We start from the raw sequence: 15,651 nt of genomic DNA, 5'->3' as shown, positions 1-15,651 counted from the left end.
GGTTCATGTCAGGTCTCCCTTTGCACTTTCGGAAGGGGGAAGCGTCGAAGCGCGGACGTCGAGCGTCGGCGCGAAAAGGATCTGACGGCGACGGAGCGTCTGGTGCCGCACGATCCGGGACAACATTTCAGTGGCTTCGACCGCCATTTCAAGGACGGGCTGACGGACGCTCGTCAACGCCGGGTGGATCCTTTCACAGGCGTCCGACGAGTCGTATCCGACGACCGAGACGTCCCGGGGGACGCTCAGACCGGCTTCACCGAGCCAACGGACGACCGAGAACGCCACATCGTCCGACCAGACGAACAGGGCCGTCGGTCGACCAGGGCCGGACATCATCCGGTTCAGACCTTCGGGCGAGGCCTGGGGGTTCTCCATGCAGACGACGTGGTCGGGGTCGACCGTCAGGCCTGCGCCTTCGAGAGCGTCCCGATAGCCGTTGTAGCGGTCGTTCGAACTCACGGACTGCGCTGGGCCACGCACCATTCCGATCCGACGGTGACCGAGCTCGATGAGGTGTCGGGCACCGAGACGCCCGCCACTGTAGTTGTCGGCGTCCACATATGGCGTCTCGGGGTCCGAAGCGCGCGTGAAAAACAAGACGCACGGGAACCGCCGCGCCTGGATCTCGGCCAGCGTCGGGTCGTCGAGGTCACGAAGCATCAAGAGCCCGTCGACACGGCCGTCCGTCAGCATGTCGGCTTCATGGGCCCCGGGATCGGCGTGCCTAGTATGAAGAAGGACGTCCAGTTCGAGGTCGACGCACGCCGAAGTCACGCCGCGCATCACCTCGGAAATGAACGACGACGCCGCCGTGAAATATTCGGCATACTGGAACGCGATGGCGATCGTGTCCGTCCGCTGACTGAGCAGCATCCTGGCCAAAGCGTTCGGGCGGTACTGCAGGTCGCGGGCCGCTTCGATCACGCGAGAGGACGTCTCCTCGCTGATCCGGGCTGCGGACCCTCGTCCGTTCAAGACGTAGCTGACCGTGACCTTGCTGACACCGGCCTTCTTCGCGACGTCGTCGATCGTGATCCTTCGCACCATTGCTGAACCGATTCACCAACATTATGCCCACGATTCGTCCAAGGACGCAACTCGCCGGTGAAAATCTCGGGAAATTCCTTGCGGGCTCGGGTAAAGTCCGGTCTGGACCAGGTTGAAGAAACGGTTCAGCAACCAGCGAGGAACAGCGTGAAGAAGGAACTGCCCATGGCCGCCATCGTCGGGATCATCGTGGCCGCGATCGCCGTGGTCGGCGTGATCCTGTTCATGATGGTCAATCCGCCGGCGCCCAAGTCGCCCGAGGCCGCAGGGGGCGGCGGGCCCGTCCAATCCGGCCCCGGAGCCCAGGCACCGTACGGGGACAATCCGAGGAATCCTGGCGACCAGCCAAAGGACAAGTGAGACCCCTTAGCGGCGGGTGACGACGCGAAGGGACCGGGCCTGGCCCGAGGTCCGGACCTCGATCGGCGTACCTTCCCATGGCCCCCCGTCGAGCATGGCGCCCGGCTTGTCGCCTCTTTGGACTTCGACGACGACCGTCCCCCCACGGAACGGCCTGTGCATGCGGAAGCCTTGGAGCGTCGAGGGAAGGTCCGGATCGACGACCAGTCCGTCGTACGTCGGACGTACGCCGAACACCCAATGGGCCAAAACGCGCCGCATCCAAGCCGCCGAGCCCGTGTACCAGGTCCAACCGGCCCGGCTCGTATGCGGCGAATCCGGCCCGTCGGTGTTGCCCGGCATCACGTACGGTTCGGCCGCGTAAAGGTCGGCGTCCTCGTGCGCTCGAAGCGGTGGGCACATCCCTCGCCAAAGGGCATAGGCCTCGTCGGCCCGTCCCGCCATCGCCAAAGCTTGGACCGCCCACGTCGAAGCGTGGCTGTAGACCCCACCGTTCTCGCGGAGGCCAGGGGCGTACCTCGTGATGTATCCGATATACGGGTCGACGTCCTGGTAGGCCGGAGCCAGCAACAGCGCGCCGTAGGGTTTGACGAGTTCCGCCAGCGCAGTTTCCATGGCCTTTCGGGCGCGGTCTGGCGCGGCGATCCCGGAGATGACGCTCCACGTCTGCGGATTGAGGAAGAGGCTTCCTTCCCGGTTCTCTTTGCTGCCGAACGGGCGGCCCTCGTCGTTCGTCCCCGCGATGTAGCGGTCGCCTTCCCACGCGTGGCCCTCGACCGCCGTCCTTAGGTCTTCGGCTTCTTGCCGGTAGCGGACGGCGGTCGTGGACTCGCCCCTCCGATCGAGCGCCGTTGCCATGCGGCCAAGAATCTGGTACAGGAACATCGCGAGCCAGACGCTTTCGCCCTTTCCGTCAAGGCCGGCATGGCTGAGGCCGTCGTTCCAATCGCCGGCCAGGATCAACGGGAGCCCCCGCGGCGAGCGGAGTTCGAGCGATCGGTCGATCCCCCTCAGGCAGTGCTCAAGGACGGTCCCCTTGGAGCCGACCGCCTGCGTTGTCCGGTCGAGAAAACCTGCCTCGAGATCGAGGAGGGAAGGCTCGCCCGCCTCGTCCAAAGCGTCAAGGGTCGCGTGGGCGAGCCATAGACAGGTGTCGCTGTGCCGACTTTCGGCAAAGATCGGTGATCCCGGATGCCACCAGTGCCGGACGCCGCCGTCAGCGTACATCGCTTCGGCGTGGAGCAAGATCTGGTCGACCGCCCGCTTCGGCTCTTGGTCGAGGAAGGCGAGGCTGTCCTGCAACTGGTCCCTGAACCCATAAGCACCGCCTTGTTGGTAATACGCGCACCTCGCTCGGATCCTCCCGACGAGGGTCTGGAATGGGAGCCAGGCGTTCGCCATGAGCTCCACGACAGGGTCGTCGCATTCGATCTGCAAGGCTCCGCAGACCGAGTCGTGAAACGCAAGGGTTTCGGCGAACGAAGCAGAGGCGCGTCCTGGTTCGAACGTCTGCAACGCGGTTTCGGCCTTACCGGGGTCGGATTCTGTCCCCAAGACCATGACGATCTGTCTCCGCTCGCCAGGAGCCAAGCGAACGTCGGCCGTGAACGCGGCGACCGGGTCGTCCCACCGTCCGGTCGACGCCGGGACGGCGTCCTCCCTCATCGACAGCGGCGAGGCCGGGTCGGCCGACGGCCCGTACCAGGACGCCTTGTCCGTCGTCCACCGGACAGGGCCGGCTCCGAAGCACCCGAAGTAGACGGCGGGCTGTTGAGGGGCAGGCTCTCGCGTGTTCTCTTCCAACCGGGCGCGCTTCCATGCGACGGTCCCGTTCTCGACGATCTTCGTCGTGACGAACAAGCGATGGAACTCGCGGTGCCACTCTCCGTGAGACCCGATGTGCCAGTCCAGCGATGCACCGGTCCGCAGGCACCTAGTCGTTTCCGATAGGTTTTCGATCTCCAACATCCACACTTCGTGCGTCGTCCCTTCCGGTACGAAGACGGTGTGGACGGTCCGGACCCCGTGGACTTCTCGTGTGAAGACGGTATGGCCGAGACCGTGTCGCACCTCTTCGAAATCGGCTTCGACGTGGGTCGGGGCGTACGTCGTCGACCAGACTTCGCCGGACGAAAGGTCGGAGAGGTAAACGAACCTCCCGTAAGCATCGGTCGCGAGGTCTTGCTCCCAGCGCGTCAAGCGGAACAACTGGCAGTTGTCGAGCCAGGAAAACCCGCCGCCCGCTTGGCTCAAGATGAGGCCGTACCGACCGTTGGAAAGGACGTTGACCCACGGACGCGGCGTTTTCACGTCCCGGATCACGAAGTCGGTCCCGTCGAAGTAGCCGTACCGGTTCGCGAACGCCGGCACCGTCCCCGCCACGGTCGCGCTGACGGCTGCCGTCGATGATCCGCTCCTCAGTTCTACTTCCATGATCTTCGGCCGTTTGCGCCGGACCGGCCGCCGGACGTGGGCGATGGGTCGGGCCGACGCGGGGACTGCTGAATACTACCTCTCGATAGTCCGGTTCTGCTGAACGCTTTCAGCACTTTTGTCCCGACACCGACCGGTAACGTCCTCCGAGCGCTCGAAGAGTCGGCCCGTCGACCGGTGCGGCCATCGGCCGGAGGCCTCCGGCGGTACACTGACCGTCGCGTGGGGGCTTAGCTCAGCGGCGAGAGCACCTGCTTTGCAAGCAGGGGGTCAGGGGTTCGAATCCCCTAGCCTCCACCAGCCTCGCACTCGATCTTGGCTGGCGACGGCGTCGTGGACCTGCACCGGAACCTGTTCCTAACCCGCTCGTCGTGCCCGCAAACGCCTTGCGACGCCGGTTCCATCTCTGAACCGAGACCTGTCATGATGGTCCGACGACGCTATGCGCTTCTTCCTTGCCTTGACCCTGATCGCCGGTTCTCTGGCCGCACACGCCGACGAAGACCCTGGACATTCCAAGCACGGCTCGGCTTTCGACTCGGGCATGAGGACGCGGCCGTGGGCCATGAAAGGCATCGGGGAGGCACCGTTTCCGGTCACCTCGAAGAACCCCGAGGTTCAAATGTGGTTCGACCAAGGCAACGCCTTGCTCCACTCGTTCTGGTTCGAAGAAGCGGAGCGGTCTTTTCGGTGGTGTCTCAAGCTGGATCCGGATTGTGCCATGGCTTATTGGAGCCTGGCCCGATGCGGTTTCAATTGGTTCACGATCGGCGGTCCGGACTACGACGACAAGGAGTTCGGCCGCTACAAGACCTTCCTCCGAGAGGCCGTCCGCAGGAAAGACAAGGTCTCCGACCGAGAGCGCCGGTACATCGAAGCCTGGGAGAAGGCCGTCGCACCCGGAGTCAAAGAGGGCGACAAAGTCCTCGTCGGGCAGCTTCAAGACATCGTGATCAGGTACCCCGACGACGTCAAGGCCAAGGCGCTCTTGTCGCTGTTCAACATCGGAAAGGGTAGCGCGTTCGCGAACCAGATGTTGATCGATCAAGTCCTGTCCAAGAATCCGATGCATCCTGGCGCACACCATGCCGCGATCCATAACTGGGACGGGGTCGCTTCCGAGCAAGGGATCCGGAGTTGCGAGCAATACGGCAAAGCCGCACCAGGGATCGGTCATTCGCTCCACATGCCTGGACACATCTATTCGAAAATCGGCATGTGGCACGAGGGCGCGATCGCGATGGACTCGGCGACGCGCATCGAACTGAGCTACATGAACGACCGCCTCGCGCTGCCGTTCGAGACTTGGAACTATCCTCATAACCGGAACTACCTGTGCTACATCCAAGAGCAACTCGGGATGGCGGAGACCGCCCTTCAAGGGGCACGGGACATGATCGCCGCGCCCCGTGATCCCGAAGCGAACTCGGACGAGGCAGGCCGCGTCGCGATGGAAGGCCGCATCGCGCTCGTCCGCAACCTGATCAAGTTTGAAAAATGGGACCAGATCATGACCCCAGGGGTCATTGTCTGGAACGACCAGAACGACTTCGCGAAGTCCGAGCGCTTGTTCGTCGAGACGTTGGCCCTCAATGGCCTCGGCAAGGTTCAAGACGCCAAGGAGAGGCTGCAAGACTTCAAGGCACTGGAAGCCAAAACAGCGGCCGATCCGAAGGCGCCGAAAGACGAATTCTCGTTCAACTCATTGCTCCTGAACGTCTGCGAGGGAATCGTCGCCCTTTCCGAAGGGCGCGTCCTGGAAGGTCGTAAAGCCCTCCTCGACGCGGCAGCGATCGACGCCAAATTCTTAGGCGGCGACCCACCCTTCACAGCGTGGCGGGTCATCCGGTTACTGGGAGACGACTACCGGAAGCGAGGCGAAGTCAGGTCGGCCATCGAGTGCTACGAAAGGGCCCTCAAAGAGGAACCGAACGACGGTTTCACTCTGTCGGGACTTGCCTTGGCCCACCATGCAGCGGGCGACAAGGACCGTGCGGCGTACTATGCCGGACGCCTCGAATACGTGTGGTCGCAGGCGGACGCCGGCCTCAAATGGCTTGAGGACGTCAGAAAACTCGGGCTGGACGTGAAGCCGATCGCGGAGACTCCCAGGCCGGAACGTGTGTACCGACCGAGAGATTTGGACAAGATCGGTCCGATGAACTGGCAGCCCTTTGCGGCACCTGCCCTACAGGTCAGGGACGTGGAAGGGAAGCCGGTCCGGCTCGAAGACTTTGCCGGAAAGAACGTCTTGCTCGTCTTCTTCCTTGGCGACGCGTGCGTCCATTGTGTCGGCCAACTGAAATCCATCAACGACCGCATGTCCGACTTCGAGGGCCAAGACACGGTCGTGCTCGCCGTATGCAGCTCGACTTCAGAGGAACTCAAAGCGTCGACGACGCTGTCCAAGGTCAACATCAAGTTCCTTTCTGACAAGGCCCACGAGAATGCCCGGAGGTTCTCCTCCTTCGACGACTTTGAGGAGATGGAACTGCATTCGACGATCCTGATCGACCGGAAAGGACGGGTGCGATGGAAGCGCACCGGGGGCGATCCCTTCATGAACATGGACTTCCTTCTCACGGAACTGAAACGGATCAACGCCTCGAAAGAGGGCCGCTGATCGCAGAAGCCGCAGAAGTCGGTGCCGAAGGTGGACCATCGGTGCGCGCGGGGGCGGGAGACTCCCTGGGAAACGACCGGCTCCCAGCGCCCGTGCGGCATACTGTCGCACGACCATGAGCCGAATCTTTCCGTCTTCGGAATCCTTCCGCCGTCGGTCGGCGGGGCGTCTCTTGCACCTTGTGGCAGCGATGAGTGCCTTCGTCGGTCCGGCATACGCCACGAACGACCTTAAAGCGTTCGACGGCGAATGGATCTTCGTCGATGATCAGACCGAAGGCCGGAGCCTCGAGCAGTTCAATCCTCCGATGAGTTCGAAGTTCACCCTTCGGACCGAAGACGGGGCCGTCGTTTTGGTCGAGGGTCACGGCTCAGGGCACCAGGACGTGCGCATCGCTTTCGACGGAACGCCGACGGAAGTTCCAGGGTCAAAGGCCGGCGCTTTTTCACGGTACAAGGCCTCATGGAAGGACGGCGTCCTGTCCTACGACGTCGTCTTCGTCCGAGAGGCGGGCGGTTCTCCGGAAGGACTGATCCAGCGAGAGTTCAGGATGACGAAGGACGGTATGACCGTCCGCTCGAACCTGATGTTGACGGCCGGGATCTGGTCGGTCGGGCTCTACCGGCATCCGCTCGACGTACCCATGCCCGCTCCTGCTAAAGCGCAGATCGGAGACGTGGCATGGCTGGCGGGTGCCTGGGTCGGATCGAGAGGAACGAACGGCGCCGTTTCCATCGAAGAGCGGTGGAGCCCGGTCAAAGGCGGGGCCATGCTGGCGACGTCGAGAACGGTTTCGCGCGAGCGGATGTCGGCGTTCGAGTTCCTTCGGATCGTTGAGAGGGACGGAAGCCTCGTCTATATCGCTCAGCCCAACGGCGCACAGCCGACCGAATTCGTCTTGACCGAACTTGGTGCGACACGGGCCGTGTTCGAAAACCCACGTCACGATTATCCTAAGCGGATCGAGTACGACCTTGCGGCCGATGGCGTGTTACGCGTTGCGATCGGACACCTCAAAGGCGGTACGCCAAGGCGCTTCGAATTCAAACGTGAGTCCGGCCAGGGCTGACCGACCGTGCTCCGGACATCTGTTTCAAGTCCGGCCCGTCACTTCACAGGATCTTGACGGACCGCGACCGGGACGTATCCGACTTCCAGACCTTTCGGCGGCTGAACGAGGACGGCCGTGTCCAAGGCGGCCAAACGGCCCTGCTTCGGCGGCGCCATGTACGTCTTGTTCGTCGTCCATTCCCGGTGGATTTTCTCGACCAAGGCCTGGAGCCGATCCTTCTCGGCTACGCTCAGACCGCAGTTCTGAAGGGAGGGTTGATCGATGAAGCGGTACCAATAGTACGTGACGACGCTCTTGTCCGCCAACTTGGCCTTGAACGGCCCGGACCGAGGGCCAGGAGTTTTCCAAACGCCTTCGCCGTTTTCCGAGGGTACGTAGGACTGGGTCGTGTCGGGCGATGGGAAAGAGGCCGACTTCAGACCTGAGCCGATCGGGACGTCGGCTTCGGCCACGGCCTTGACCTTTCCTCCGTCGTGACGGAAATAGGACGGGAACCGGGCCGTCCCGAACCCCCGCCGACCTGGTGTCACTTTCGACTTGTCCCATTCGAGACCGAACGTGTACTCGTCCGGCGAAACCGTCTTCACCCAATCGCCGATCCCTTCGGCCTGTGTCTTGCCGCCCTGCTCGACAAGAAGCGGGTTGGCGGTCAGCTTTTGCCGGAAAGCCCCCTTCGGATCGAAACGGCCCGACGGCGCGGGGCCGCCTTGGGCCCAGTCCGCAACGTCGTTCCAAATCGCTTCCTTCGAATAGGCGGTCATGTCGCGGAACAGGACGGTCCGGCCCTCAGGGTCGACGGGGAACTGGAGTTCAGGGATCTTGTGGTACCGGACGCCGTTGTCGTCAGGCCCGACCCATTGGGGCACGCCTCCGATCTCGATGGCTCCGCTGCTGGCCAGGCCGGGAAGGGCGTCGAGCCCTCGTCCGACGGCCGGGGCAAAACCTTGGGACATCTTCGACCAGATCGACGGCAGATAAAAGGCGACGGGCCCGCGGAAATTCGCGGCATTGAGGAATGCCGTCCAGCACTGTCCGCCCGTTTTCACCGGTGTTTCCTTCGGAGCGATGAGCGGAAGCGCCATCCAGGCATAACCCAGGACCTGGCCGTTCGTACCGGCCGCCAACGTGATCCCGTCCGGAGGGACGAGAACGCGCGGGCTGAGTTGGGCGATCCCCATGTACTCGCCGGGCAAAGGTCGACCGTAAAAGTCCCATCCGGGCGAAGAGACCTCGTGGTTGTAACCGTCGATGCTGCCGTTCATCCTAAATTTGGCCGTCGGCGCGAAATAGCGGTTGCTCGTCCAGAACCCGAGTCCGCCCTCGATGGTCTGGAACACGGTCCAAAAACTTGGGCCGCGTTCGGGCATCGAGTCGCGGGCGACTGTTCCGTGCGGGACGAGCGGTTCTTTTACCGAACGGTTGTCAGGAAGGATCCAGGTCGACGCCAGGCCGATCTGGAAGCCCGCCACAGGCTTCTTCAGGAGAGGCCAAGCCGACGAGTAAAGGCTGACTCCGAAGCCGTAGCCCGAGGGTGGGTCTTGGACACGGGCGTTGATGTAACCGTGAAGACCGTCGGAACGAAGCTCGGGACCCGACTGCAGGGCCGCGGCAGAGAGCAAGAACGGGATCATGACCCATGATAGCCGGCTTGGGGCTCCCTGGTACCCTCGCGCCGTGGACGGCCTGGACCGACGGGAAGCGACGACGCTCCGGGTCTATTCGGCCGTCACCGTCCTGGCGACGGCCCTTTGGTGGGCAGGCTTGGCCGCGTCGGACACGGTCAGGCGCGTCACGATCGGCTCCGCCATCGGCCCGGACGGATTCGGCGTGTTGCTCTTGGCCGACGTGCTCTCGGCCGGCGTCTTGCCCGTCATGGTCCTCTTCGCCCGAAGCAAAGCGCTGCTGTCCTTCCTGTTGGCGGCGCACTTCGGCGGACAGGCCTATGCATGGCTCGTCAGCATTGGATGCGCGGTCCACGATCCGGCTGCTTATCCAGGCTTGGTCGCCATGACGCTTTCAGCCGGCGCTGCGTTCGCGTTCGCACTCCGGACCAGCGGCGTCTCTGTCCTTTGGGGGCCGTTCCGTTTCGGTACGGCTGCCTCGTCCGACCCAGGAACGAATTGGAGGCGGACGGTCGCCCAGACCGCCGGAATGTGGGCCGTGTTCCTCGTCGCCGTGCCAGGCGCGGTCGTCGTCCTCGAGTCCGTGTTCCGATGGCGCCAGCCTTGGAGCCCGGCTCCGGCCGTCGACGTCTTGGCAGGCCTCGCTTTCATCGCCGCCGGCGCGACCGGCCTTTGGGCAGGGAAGAGGTTTTGCGTTGACGGCGACGGGACGCCGTTGCCTTCGGACGGGACAAGGCGGCTGGTGGTCTCCGGGCCGTACCGCTATATCCGGAACCCGATGGCGCTCTTCGGAATCCTCCAAGGAGTCTGCATCGGCGTCGTATTGCGGTCGCCGCTCGTCGTCACCTATGCCGTCGTCGGAGGGGTCTGGTGGGACGTTCTGGCCCGACCCTTGGAGGAGCGGTACCTGGCCGACACGTTCGGAGACGATTACGGCGAATACCGCGACAGGGTCCGCTGTTGGATACCGCACCTGTCGGCCCTTCGCGCCCGAAGCCTTCGCGAAGGGCCGAAGTGCGGTCGCTAAGGGTTACCGGCCCTCGAGGGCGCGTTCGTACCCGCTCCGTCCCCCGACGATCGGCAGAGTGACCGACGTCGCCTGCAAGTCGACCGAAAGCCTCGTCCCCGCCTTGGGCCAAAGAGTGAAGTCATGGTCGCTCGACAGCACCATGAGGCCGATTCGCTTGCCCGCCGGGACGATCTGATCGTCCGGTTGCAGGTCGAACGTCAACGTGACGAACGAACCCGGTTTGAGCGGGACGCCACGTTCCTTCGAGTGATAGTCGCCACCCTTCTTGAGCGACGATGCGTTCTGCGGGTCGGCCCAGCCGCGCGTGATCAGGTTCGACGTGCCGATCGGTCCTTCCGTCCAAGGGAGTTGGACGAGGTAGACGGACAGGTTGGCGGCCGGGGCGCTCGAGGCGAGCCGGACGGTGACCGTCGCCGTTCCCGAAAGGTGCACGGGAGTTTTAAGTTCGGGCGTCACGTACAGCAACCGGTTCGGCGAATCGGCGGCTTTGGCCAAGGACGGGGCATCGAACGCGACGTCGTCGACGAGTTCCTCGACCGTGTTCGAATCCTGCTTCTTCAGCACGAGGGCGCCGGACGTGCGACCGCCTGCGGCGAGGTAAAACGGCACCGGCGCGGCGGCCGGGTTCGGATAGTCCGCATAGGTCGCTAGTTCGGCCGCCGTTCCGCGAGGGGAACCTGGTGCCCGTTCTCGGACGATGTACGCCTTCGGCCCGTCTTCGACCCCGTTCTTCACCCCGTAGAGGAACCGAGTGAACCACTTGTTGGTCAGCTCGAACGGCGGGTCTCCTCCGTGACCGCCCTGATGGAAGTACTGCACGAGCGGCACCTTGCCCTTGATGGCACGACTGATCCGTACACTGTGCTCCGGGACGACGTTCCAATCGTTGAACGCGTGCGCCATGAGAACCGCGCATTTGATGTTCTTCACATAGGGGAGCAGGTCTCGTTCGGCCCAGAAAGCGTTGTAGTCCCCCGTCGCACGGTCGCGGCCCTTGACGAACTCACCGTCCCGGTAGAGCGCGTTGCTACGGTCCCGGTTCTGGGGATCTCCGCTATTGATGAAGTCGTACAGCGAGTCGATGTCCTCGCCGAGCCAACCGCCAGGATGTCGGACGAGTCCGTTCGACCGGTAGTAGTGGTAGTACGAGGTGTTCGGAGCGACCGGAACGATCGCCTCCAGACCCTTGACGCCGGTCGTGGCGGCCGCGACCGGGATCGTTCCGTTGTACGACGTCCCGATCATGCCGACCTTCCCCGTGCACCAATCCGCTTTGATTTCCGATCCGCCTGTTCGGGCCGAATACCCCTTGGCCCGACCGTTCAACCAGTCGATGACCGCCTTCGGGGCGAGACGTTCGGGAGGCCCGCCCACGGTCGGACTGCCGTCGGAGAGTCCGGTACCTGGAGCTTCGGAGTGGACGACCGCGAACCCTCTCGGCACCCAGGTCGCGACGAGAGAGTTCGAGACGTTCTTCCGGTCCGGAGCGTACGGGATGTTCGGGTGCTTCGTCCTGGCGGGAGGCTCGGAGCCGAGTTCTTGCCTGACGTCCCAGAGGATCGAGCCTCCGTCCGCCGTACCCGCGAAGTACGGGGAGGACTCGTAAACGACGGGCACCTTTAGACCCTCGGTCTGCGTCTGCCGTTGGCGCGTCACGTCCACGTGGACGCGGTCCTTCTTCCCGTCCGCATCGGAATCGAACGGCGTCTCCACCCATAGGGTTTCACGGATCCAGTCTTTGGACTCGGAGAACTCCGGCACCTTTTGAGCCTGACCGTCCAGGAAAACGGGCTTCGTCCCCCCGGTCTGGGCGTGGACGGCAAGTCCGAAGAGGGTCGACGCGAGGATCCCGCAGATCCGAGAGACCCGTCGAGCACGGCGTTCCGACGTCATCGTCGCCGGATTATGAAGGATCGGCGGCCGTCAATGGATGGCCGCCATCTGTTCGTAAAGGGCCCAGCGCTTTCGGATCGCCTCTTCCGCCATCGCCATGAGCCTGTCGGCGTTCTCTGGATTGGTCTGCCTCAAAGCGCGATAACGGAGCTCGTTGTCCGCATACTCTGTGAACGGTTTTGAGGCCCGCGCCGAATCGAGCAAGAACGGAGCGTGACCTTGATCCCGGAGTACGGGGTTGTAGCGCATCAACGGCCAATAGCCGGACTGGACCGCCAAGTGCTGCTGTGACAGCCCCTGCTCCATGTCGATGCCGTGCGCGATGCAATGGCAGTACGCGATGACGAGCGACGTCCCTGGGTAGGCGTCCGCCTCTCGCAGAGCCTGGAGCGTCTGCTGCGGGTTCGCCCCCATCGCGATCCGGGCGACGTAAACGTTCCCGTAAGCGACGGCCTGCAAGGCGATGTCCTTCTTCGCCACGGGCTTGCCACTGTTCGCGAACTTCGCGACCGCCGCCAGAGGCGTCGCCTTTGAGGCCTGTCCGCCCGTGTTCGAATAGACCTCCGTGTCCATCACGAGGATGTTCACGTCGCGCCCCGACGCCAAGACGTGGTCGAGCCCCGCCGAGCCGATGTCGTAAGCCCATCCGTCCCCGCCGACGATCCAGACGCTCCGGCGTGTCAGGTGGTCGGCCACGGCCCTCAATCGTCTCGCAGACGGTGAGTCGGTCTGACCGAGCTTCTCATAGAGTTCGGTGACGCGCGACCGTTGCCGACGGATGTCGCTCTCGAGGACTTGCGGCTCCTCGATCAGGTCGCGGACCAGCGTTTCGCCCAACTGGTCCTTCAGTTCGACCAAGAGCGACCGGGCCTCCGCCAAGTGCCTGTCGGCCGCAAGGCGCATGCCCAATCCGAACTCTGCATTGTCTTCGAAGAGCGAGTTCGCCCATGCCGGCCCCCGACCGTCGTGGTCCGTGGCCCAAGGCGTCGTCGGCAGGTTGCCGCCGTAGATCGACGAGCATCCCGTCGCGTTCGCGACGATCATTCGGTCGCCGAACAACTGCGACAAGAGCTTCAGATACGGCGTCTCTCCGCACCCGGCGCACGCGCCGGAGAACTCAAAGGTCGGTTCAAGGAACTGGGCGCCCCGCACCGTCGAAAAGTCGACGGAGGCCCGGTCGTTCACGGGTAGGGTCTCGAAGAAGGGGACGAACGGGCGAGAGAGGTCGAGGCCTTCGTCGTGCGGGGCCATGTTGATCGCACGCCGGTCGCCGTCGCGCTTGACGGGACAGGTCTGGACGCACAAACCGCAGCCTGTGCAGTCCTCTCCGTAGACCTGAAGGACGTACCGGGTCTCTGGGAAACCACGGGCGTCGATCGGAGCCGAACGGAACCCCTCCGGCGCACCGTCCAGAAGGGACTCGTGCACGAGCCGGGCCCGGATCGCGGCATGGGGGCAAACAAAGCTGCACGACCCACACTGGACGCACGCCTCTGCGTCCCAGACCGGTATCGAGTCGGCGATGTTCCGTTTCTCCCAGCGCGACGTCGCGCTCGGATAGGCGCCGTCGACGGGCACGGCGCTGACGGGCAAGAGGTCGCCTTCCCCTGAAAGCAAGCGGGCGACGAACCGTTCCGCGAACGGCGTGGCGCCGGGTGCGACCGCCGGCCGCATCGGGATCTGGCTTGTCGCCACGTCAGGAACGAGGACTTCTTCCAGACGGTCCAACGTCGCGTCGACCGCCTCCCAGTTCTTGCGGACGACGTCCTCTCCCTTACGGGAGTACGTCTTGCGGATCGCCGACTTGATCTTCTCGATGGCACGGTCGCGCGGTAAGACCCCTGAAATGCCGAAGAAGCACGTCTGCATGATCGTGTTGGTCCGGCCCGCCATATCGGTCTCTCGGGCGACGCGGTTCGCGTCGATCACATAGAACTTGAGGCGCTTCGAGAGGATCTGCTCTTGGACGGTGCGCGGCAGCTTGTCCCAAACTTCGCCGGCGCCATACGGACTGTTCAACAGGAACGTCGCACCTGGCGCGGCAAGCTTCAGCACGTCGATCCGGTCGATGAATCCGAACTGGTGACACCCGACGAACCGGGCTTCCCGGATCAAGTACGGCGAGTCGATCGGTCGCGGCCCGAACCGGACGTGGGAGACGGTCGTCGATCCTGACTTCTTCGAGTCGTAGACGAAATAGCCTTGCGCGTAGACGCCCGGCTCTTCACCGATGATCTTGATCGTGTTCTTGTTCGCACCGACGGTCCCGTCCGAACCCAGACCGTAGAACACGGCCCGGAACACGTCGTCGGGTTCGGCGCCGAACGACTCGTCGACGTCGAGGCTTAGGCCCGTGACGTCGTCCGTGATCCCGACCGTGAACCGACGCATGGGGGAATCGGAAGCCAAGTGTCCGAAGACGGCCGCGGCCATGGCCGGCGTGAATTCTTTGGACGAAAGTCCGTACCGCCCTCCGAAGACCTTGATCGGAGCCCTGTCGGATTGGCTTAAGGCGAGCGCGACGTCTGAGAAGAGCGGTTCTCCCAGGCTGCCGGGTTCCTTGGTCCGGTCAAGGACGGCGACGGAGCGGACGGATTCAGGTAGGGCCTCGCAGAACCGTCGGGCGTCGAACGGACGGTAGAGGCGCACTTTGACGACTCCGACCCGATGGCCGGAACCGTTGAGCCGGTCGACGGCTTCGCGCACGGTCCCGGCGCCTGAACCCATGACAACGACGACCCTGTCGGCGTCGCGAGCGCCATGGTATTCGAACAACGAGTACCTTCGGCCCGTCGCCTCTCCGAACGCCTCAAGGGCGCCGGCGACCACGTCCGGGCACGCGTCGTAAAAGGGATTGCCCGCCTCTCGCGATTGGAAGTAGGTGTCCGGGTTGCTCGCCGTCCCTCGGACCGACGGGCGGTCCGGGTTCAGCCCCCTTCGCCGGTGCTCAAAGATGGTCTCGTCGTCGATGAGCGTTCGCAACTGCCCGTCCGAGAGCAATTCGAGCTTGTTGACCTCGTGGGACGTGCGGAACCCGTCAAAGAAGTGGAGGAACGGGACCCGGCTCGCCAAGGTCGACGCTTGGGCCACGACCGTCATGTCGTGAGCCTCCTGGACCGTGGAGGACGCGAGCAGGGCGAACCCCGTCTGTCGGACGGCCATCACGTCCTGATGATCGCCGAAGATCGAGAGGGTGTTCGTCGCGAGGGACCTGGCCGCGACATGGAAGACCGTCGGCGTGAGTTCACCCGCGATCTTGAACATGTTCGGGATCATGAGGAGAAGGCCCTGAGAAGCCGTGAACGTGGTCGTCAGCGCTCCGGCTTGGAGAGCCCCGTGAACCGCCCCTGCGGCACCGCCTTCGCTCTGCATCTCGATGACGTCCGGCACTTGACCCCAGAGGTTCGTGCGGCCCTCGCTCGCCCACTGGTCGGCCCACTCCGCCATGGCTGACGACGGCGTGATCGGATAGATCGCGCAGACTTCGTTCAATCGATAAGCGACGGTGGCGACGGCTTCGTTACCGTCCATCGTTGCGCTTTCAGGGAGGAGTCCGGCCGTTTCCGCG

The 15,651-nt window shown here is 63.9% G+C and carries 9 protein-coding genes and 1 tRNA gene; 5 read left to right on the top strand and 5 right to left on the bottom strand.

Annotated features, from left to right (window positions below; genetic code table 11):
- Window positions 1–3 precede the first annotated feature (3 nt).
- The gene (locus tag JST30_09515; protein ID MBS1714559.1) at window positions 4–1,050 is read right to left on the bottom strand and encodes a LacI family DNA-binding transcriptional regulator; all 1,047 of its coding nucleotides are present in this window, start codon (window positions 1,048–1,050) and stop codon (window positions 4–6) included.
- Window positions 1,051–1,197: 147 nt separating this feature from the next.
- On the opposite strand from JST30_09515, the gene JST30_09510 reads away from it, so the two are divergent.
- Window positions 1,198–1,410 carry a hypothetical protein gene (locus JST30_09510; GenBank protein ID MBS1714558.1) on the top strand — a complete coding sequence of 71 codons (213 nt, stop codon included), beginning with the start codon at window positions 1,198–1,200 and terminating at the stop codon, window positions 1,408–1,410.
- Between the two features lie 6 nt (window positions 1,411–1,416).
- On the opposite strand, the gene JST30_09505 is transcribed toward JST30_09510, so the two are convergent.
- Entirely contained in the window at window positions 1,417–3,843 is a 2,427-nt protein-coding gene (locus tag JST30_09505) for a glycosyl transferase family 36 (GenBank protein MBS1714557.1), read from the bottom strand.
- Between the two features lie 224 nt (window positions 3,844–4,067).
- On the opposite strand from JST30_09505, the gene JST30_09500 reads away from it, so the two are divergent.
- The 3 genes from JST30_09500 (at window position 4,068) to JST30_09490 (ending at window position 7,535) form a co-directional block, all read left to right on the top strand.
- Window positions 4,068–4,143, top strand: a tRNA-Ala gene (locus tag JST30_09500).
- A 142-nt stretch (window positions 4,144–4,285) separates the two neighbouring features.
- Window positions 4,286–6,466 carry a redoxin domain-containing protein gene (locus tag JST30_09495; GenBank protein ID MBS1714556.1) on the top strand — a complete coding sequence of 727 codons (2,181 nt, stop codon included), beginning with the start codon at window positions 4,286–4,288 and terminating at the stop codon, window positions 6,464–6,466.
- Window positions 6,467–6,581: 115 nt separating this feature from the next.
- Complete coding sequence (locus tag JST30_09490) at window positions 6,582–7,535, top strand: hypothetical protein (protein MBS1714555.1); 954 nt, start codon at window positions 6,582–6,584, stop codon at window positions 7,533–7,535.
- 38 nt (window positions 7,536–7,573) lie between these two features.
- Here JST30_09490 and JST30_09485 read toward each other — a convergent pair whose 3' ends face one another.
- Window positions 7,574–9,169: a hypothetical protein gene (locus tag JST30_09485; protein MBS1714554.1), complete on the bottom strand. Its 1,596-nt coding sequence runs from the start codon at window positions 9,167–9,169 to the stop codon at window positions 7,574–7,576.
- 241 nt (window positions 9,170–9,410) lie between these two features.
- Between JST30_09485 and JST30_09480 the strand changes: the two genes are divergently transcribed.
- A complete protein-coding gene (locus JST30_09480; GenBank protein ID MBS1714553.1) occupies window positions 9,411–10,187 on the top strand; it encodes an isoprenylcysteine carboxylmethyltransferase family protein in 777 nt (258 codons plus the stop codon).
- 3 nt (window positions 10,188–10,190) lie between these two features.
- Here the strand turns inward: JST30_09480 and JST30_09475 are convergent, their stop codons facing one another.
- Both JST30_09475 and nifJ read right to left on the bottom strand, forming a co-directional pair.
- On the bottom strand, window positions 10,191–12,083 hold the full coding sequence (locus tag JST30_09475; protein ID MBS1714552.1) for a Xaa-Pro dipeptidyl-peptidase: 1,893 nt from the start codon (window positions 12,081–12,083) through the stop codon (window positions 10,191–10,193).
- Window positions 12,084–12,113: 30 nt separating this feature from the next.
- The gene (gene nifJ / locus JST30_09470; protein MBS1714551.1) at window positions 12,114–15,614 is read right to left on the bottom strand and encodes a pyruvate:ferredoxin (flavodoxin) oxidoreductase; all 3,501 of its coding nucleotides are present in this window, start codon (window positions 15,612–15,614) and stop codon (window positions 12,114–12,116) included.
- Between the last annotated feature and the right edge of the window lie 37 nt (window positions 15,615–15,651).

Source organism: Armatimonadota bacterium (genome assembly GCA_018268395.1).
Classification (GTDB): domain Bacteria; phylum Armatimonadota; class Fimbriimonadia; order Fimbriimonadales; family Fimbriimonadaceae; genus JAEURO01.
The sequence above is the reverse complement of the archived record's forward strand: the minus strand, read 5'-3'. Positions and strand labels throughout refer to the sequence as shown.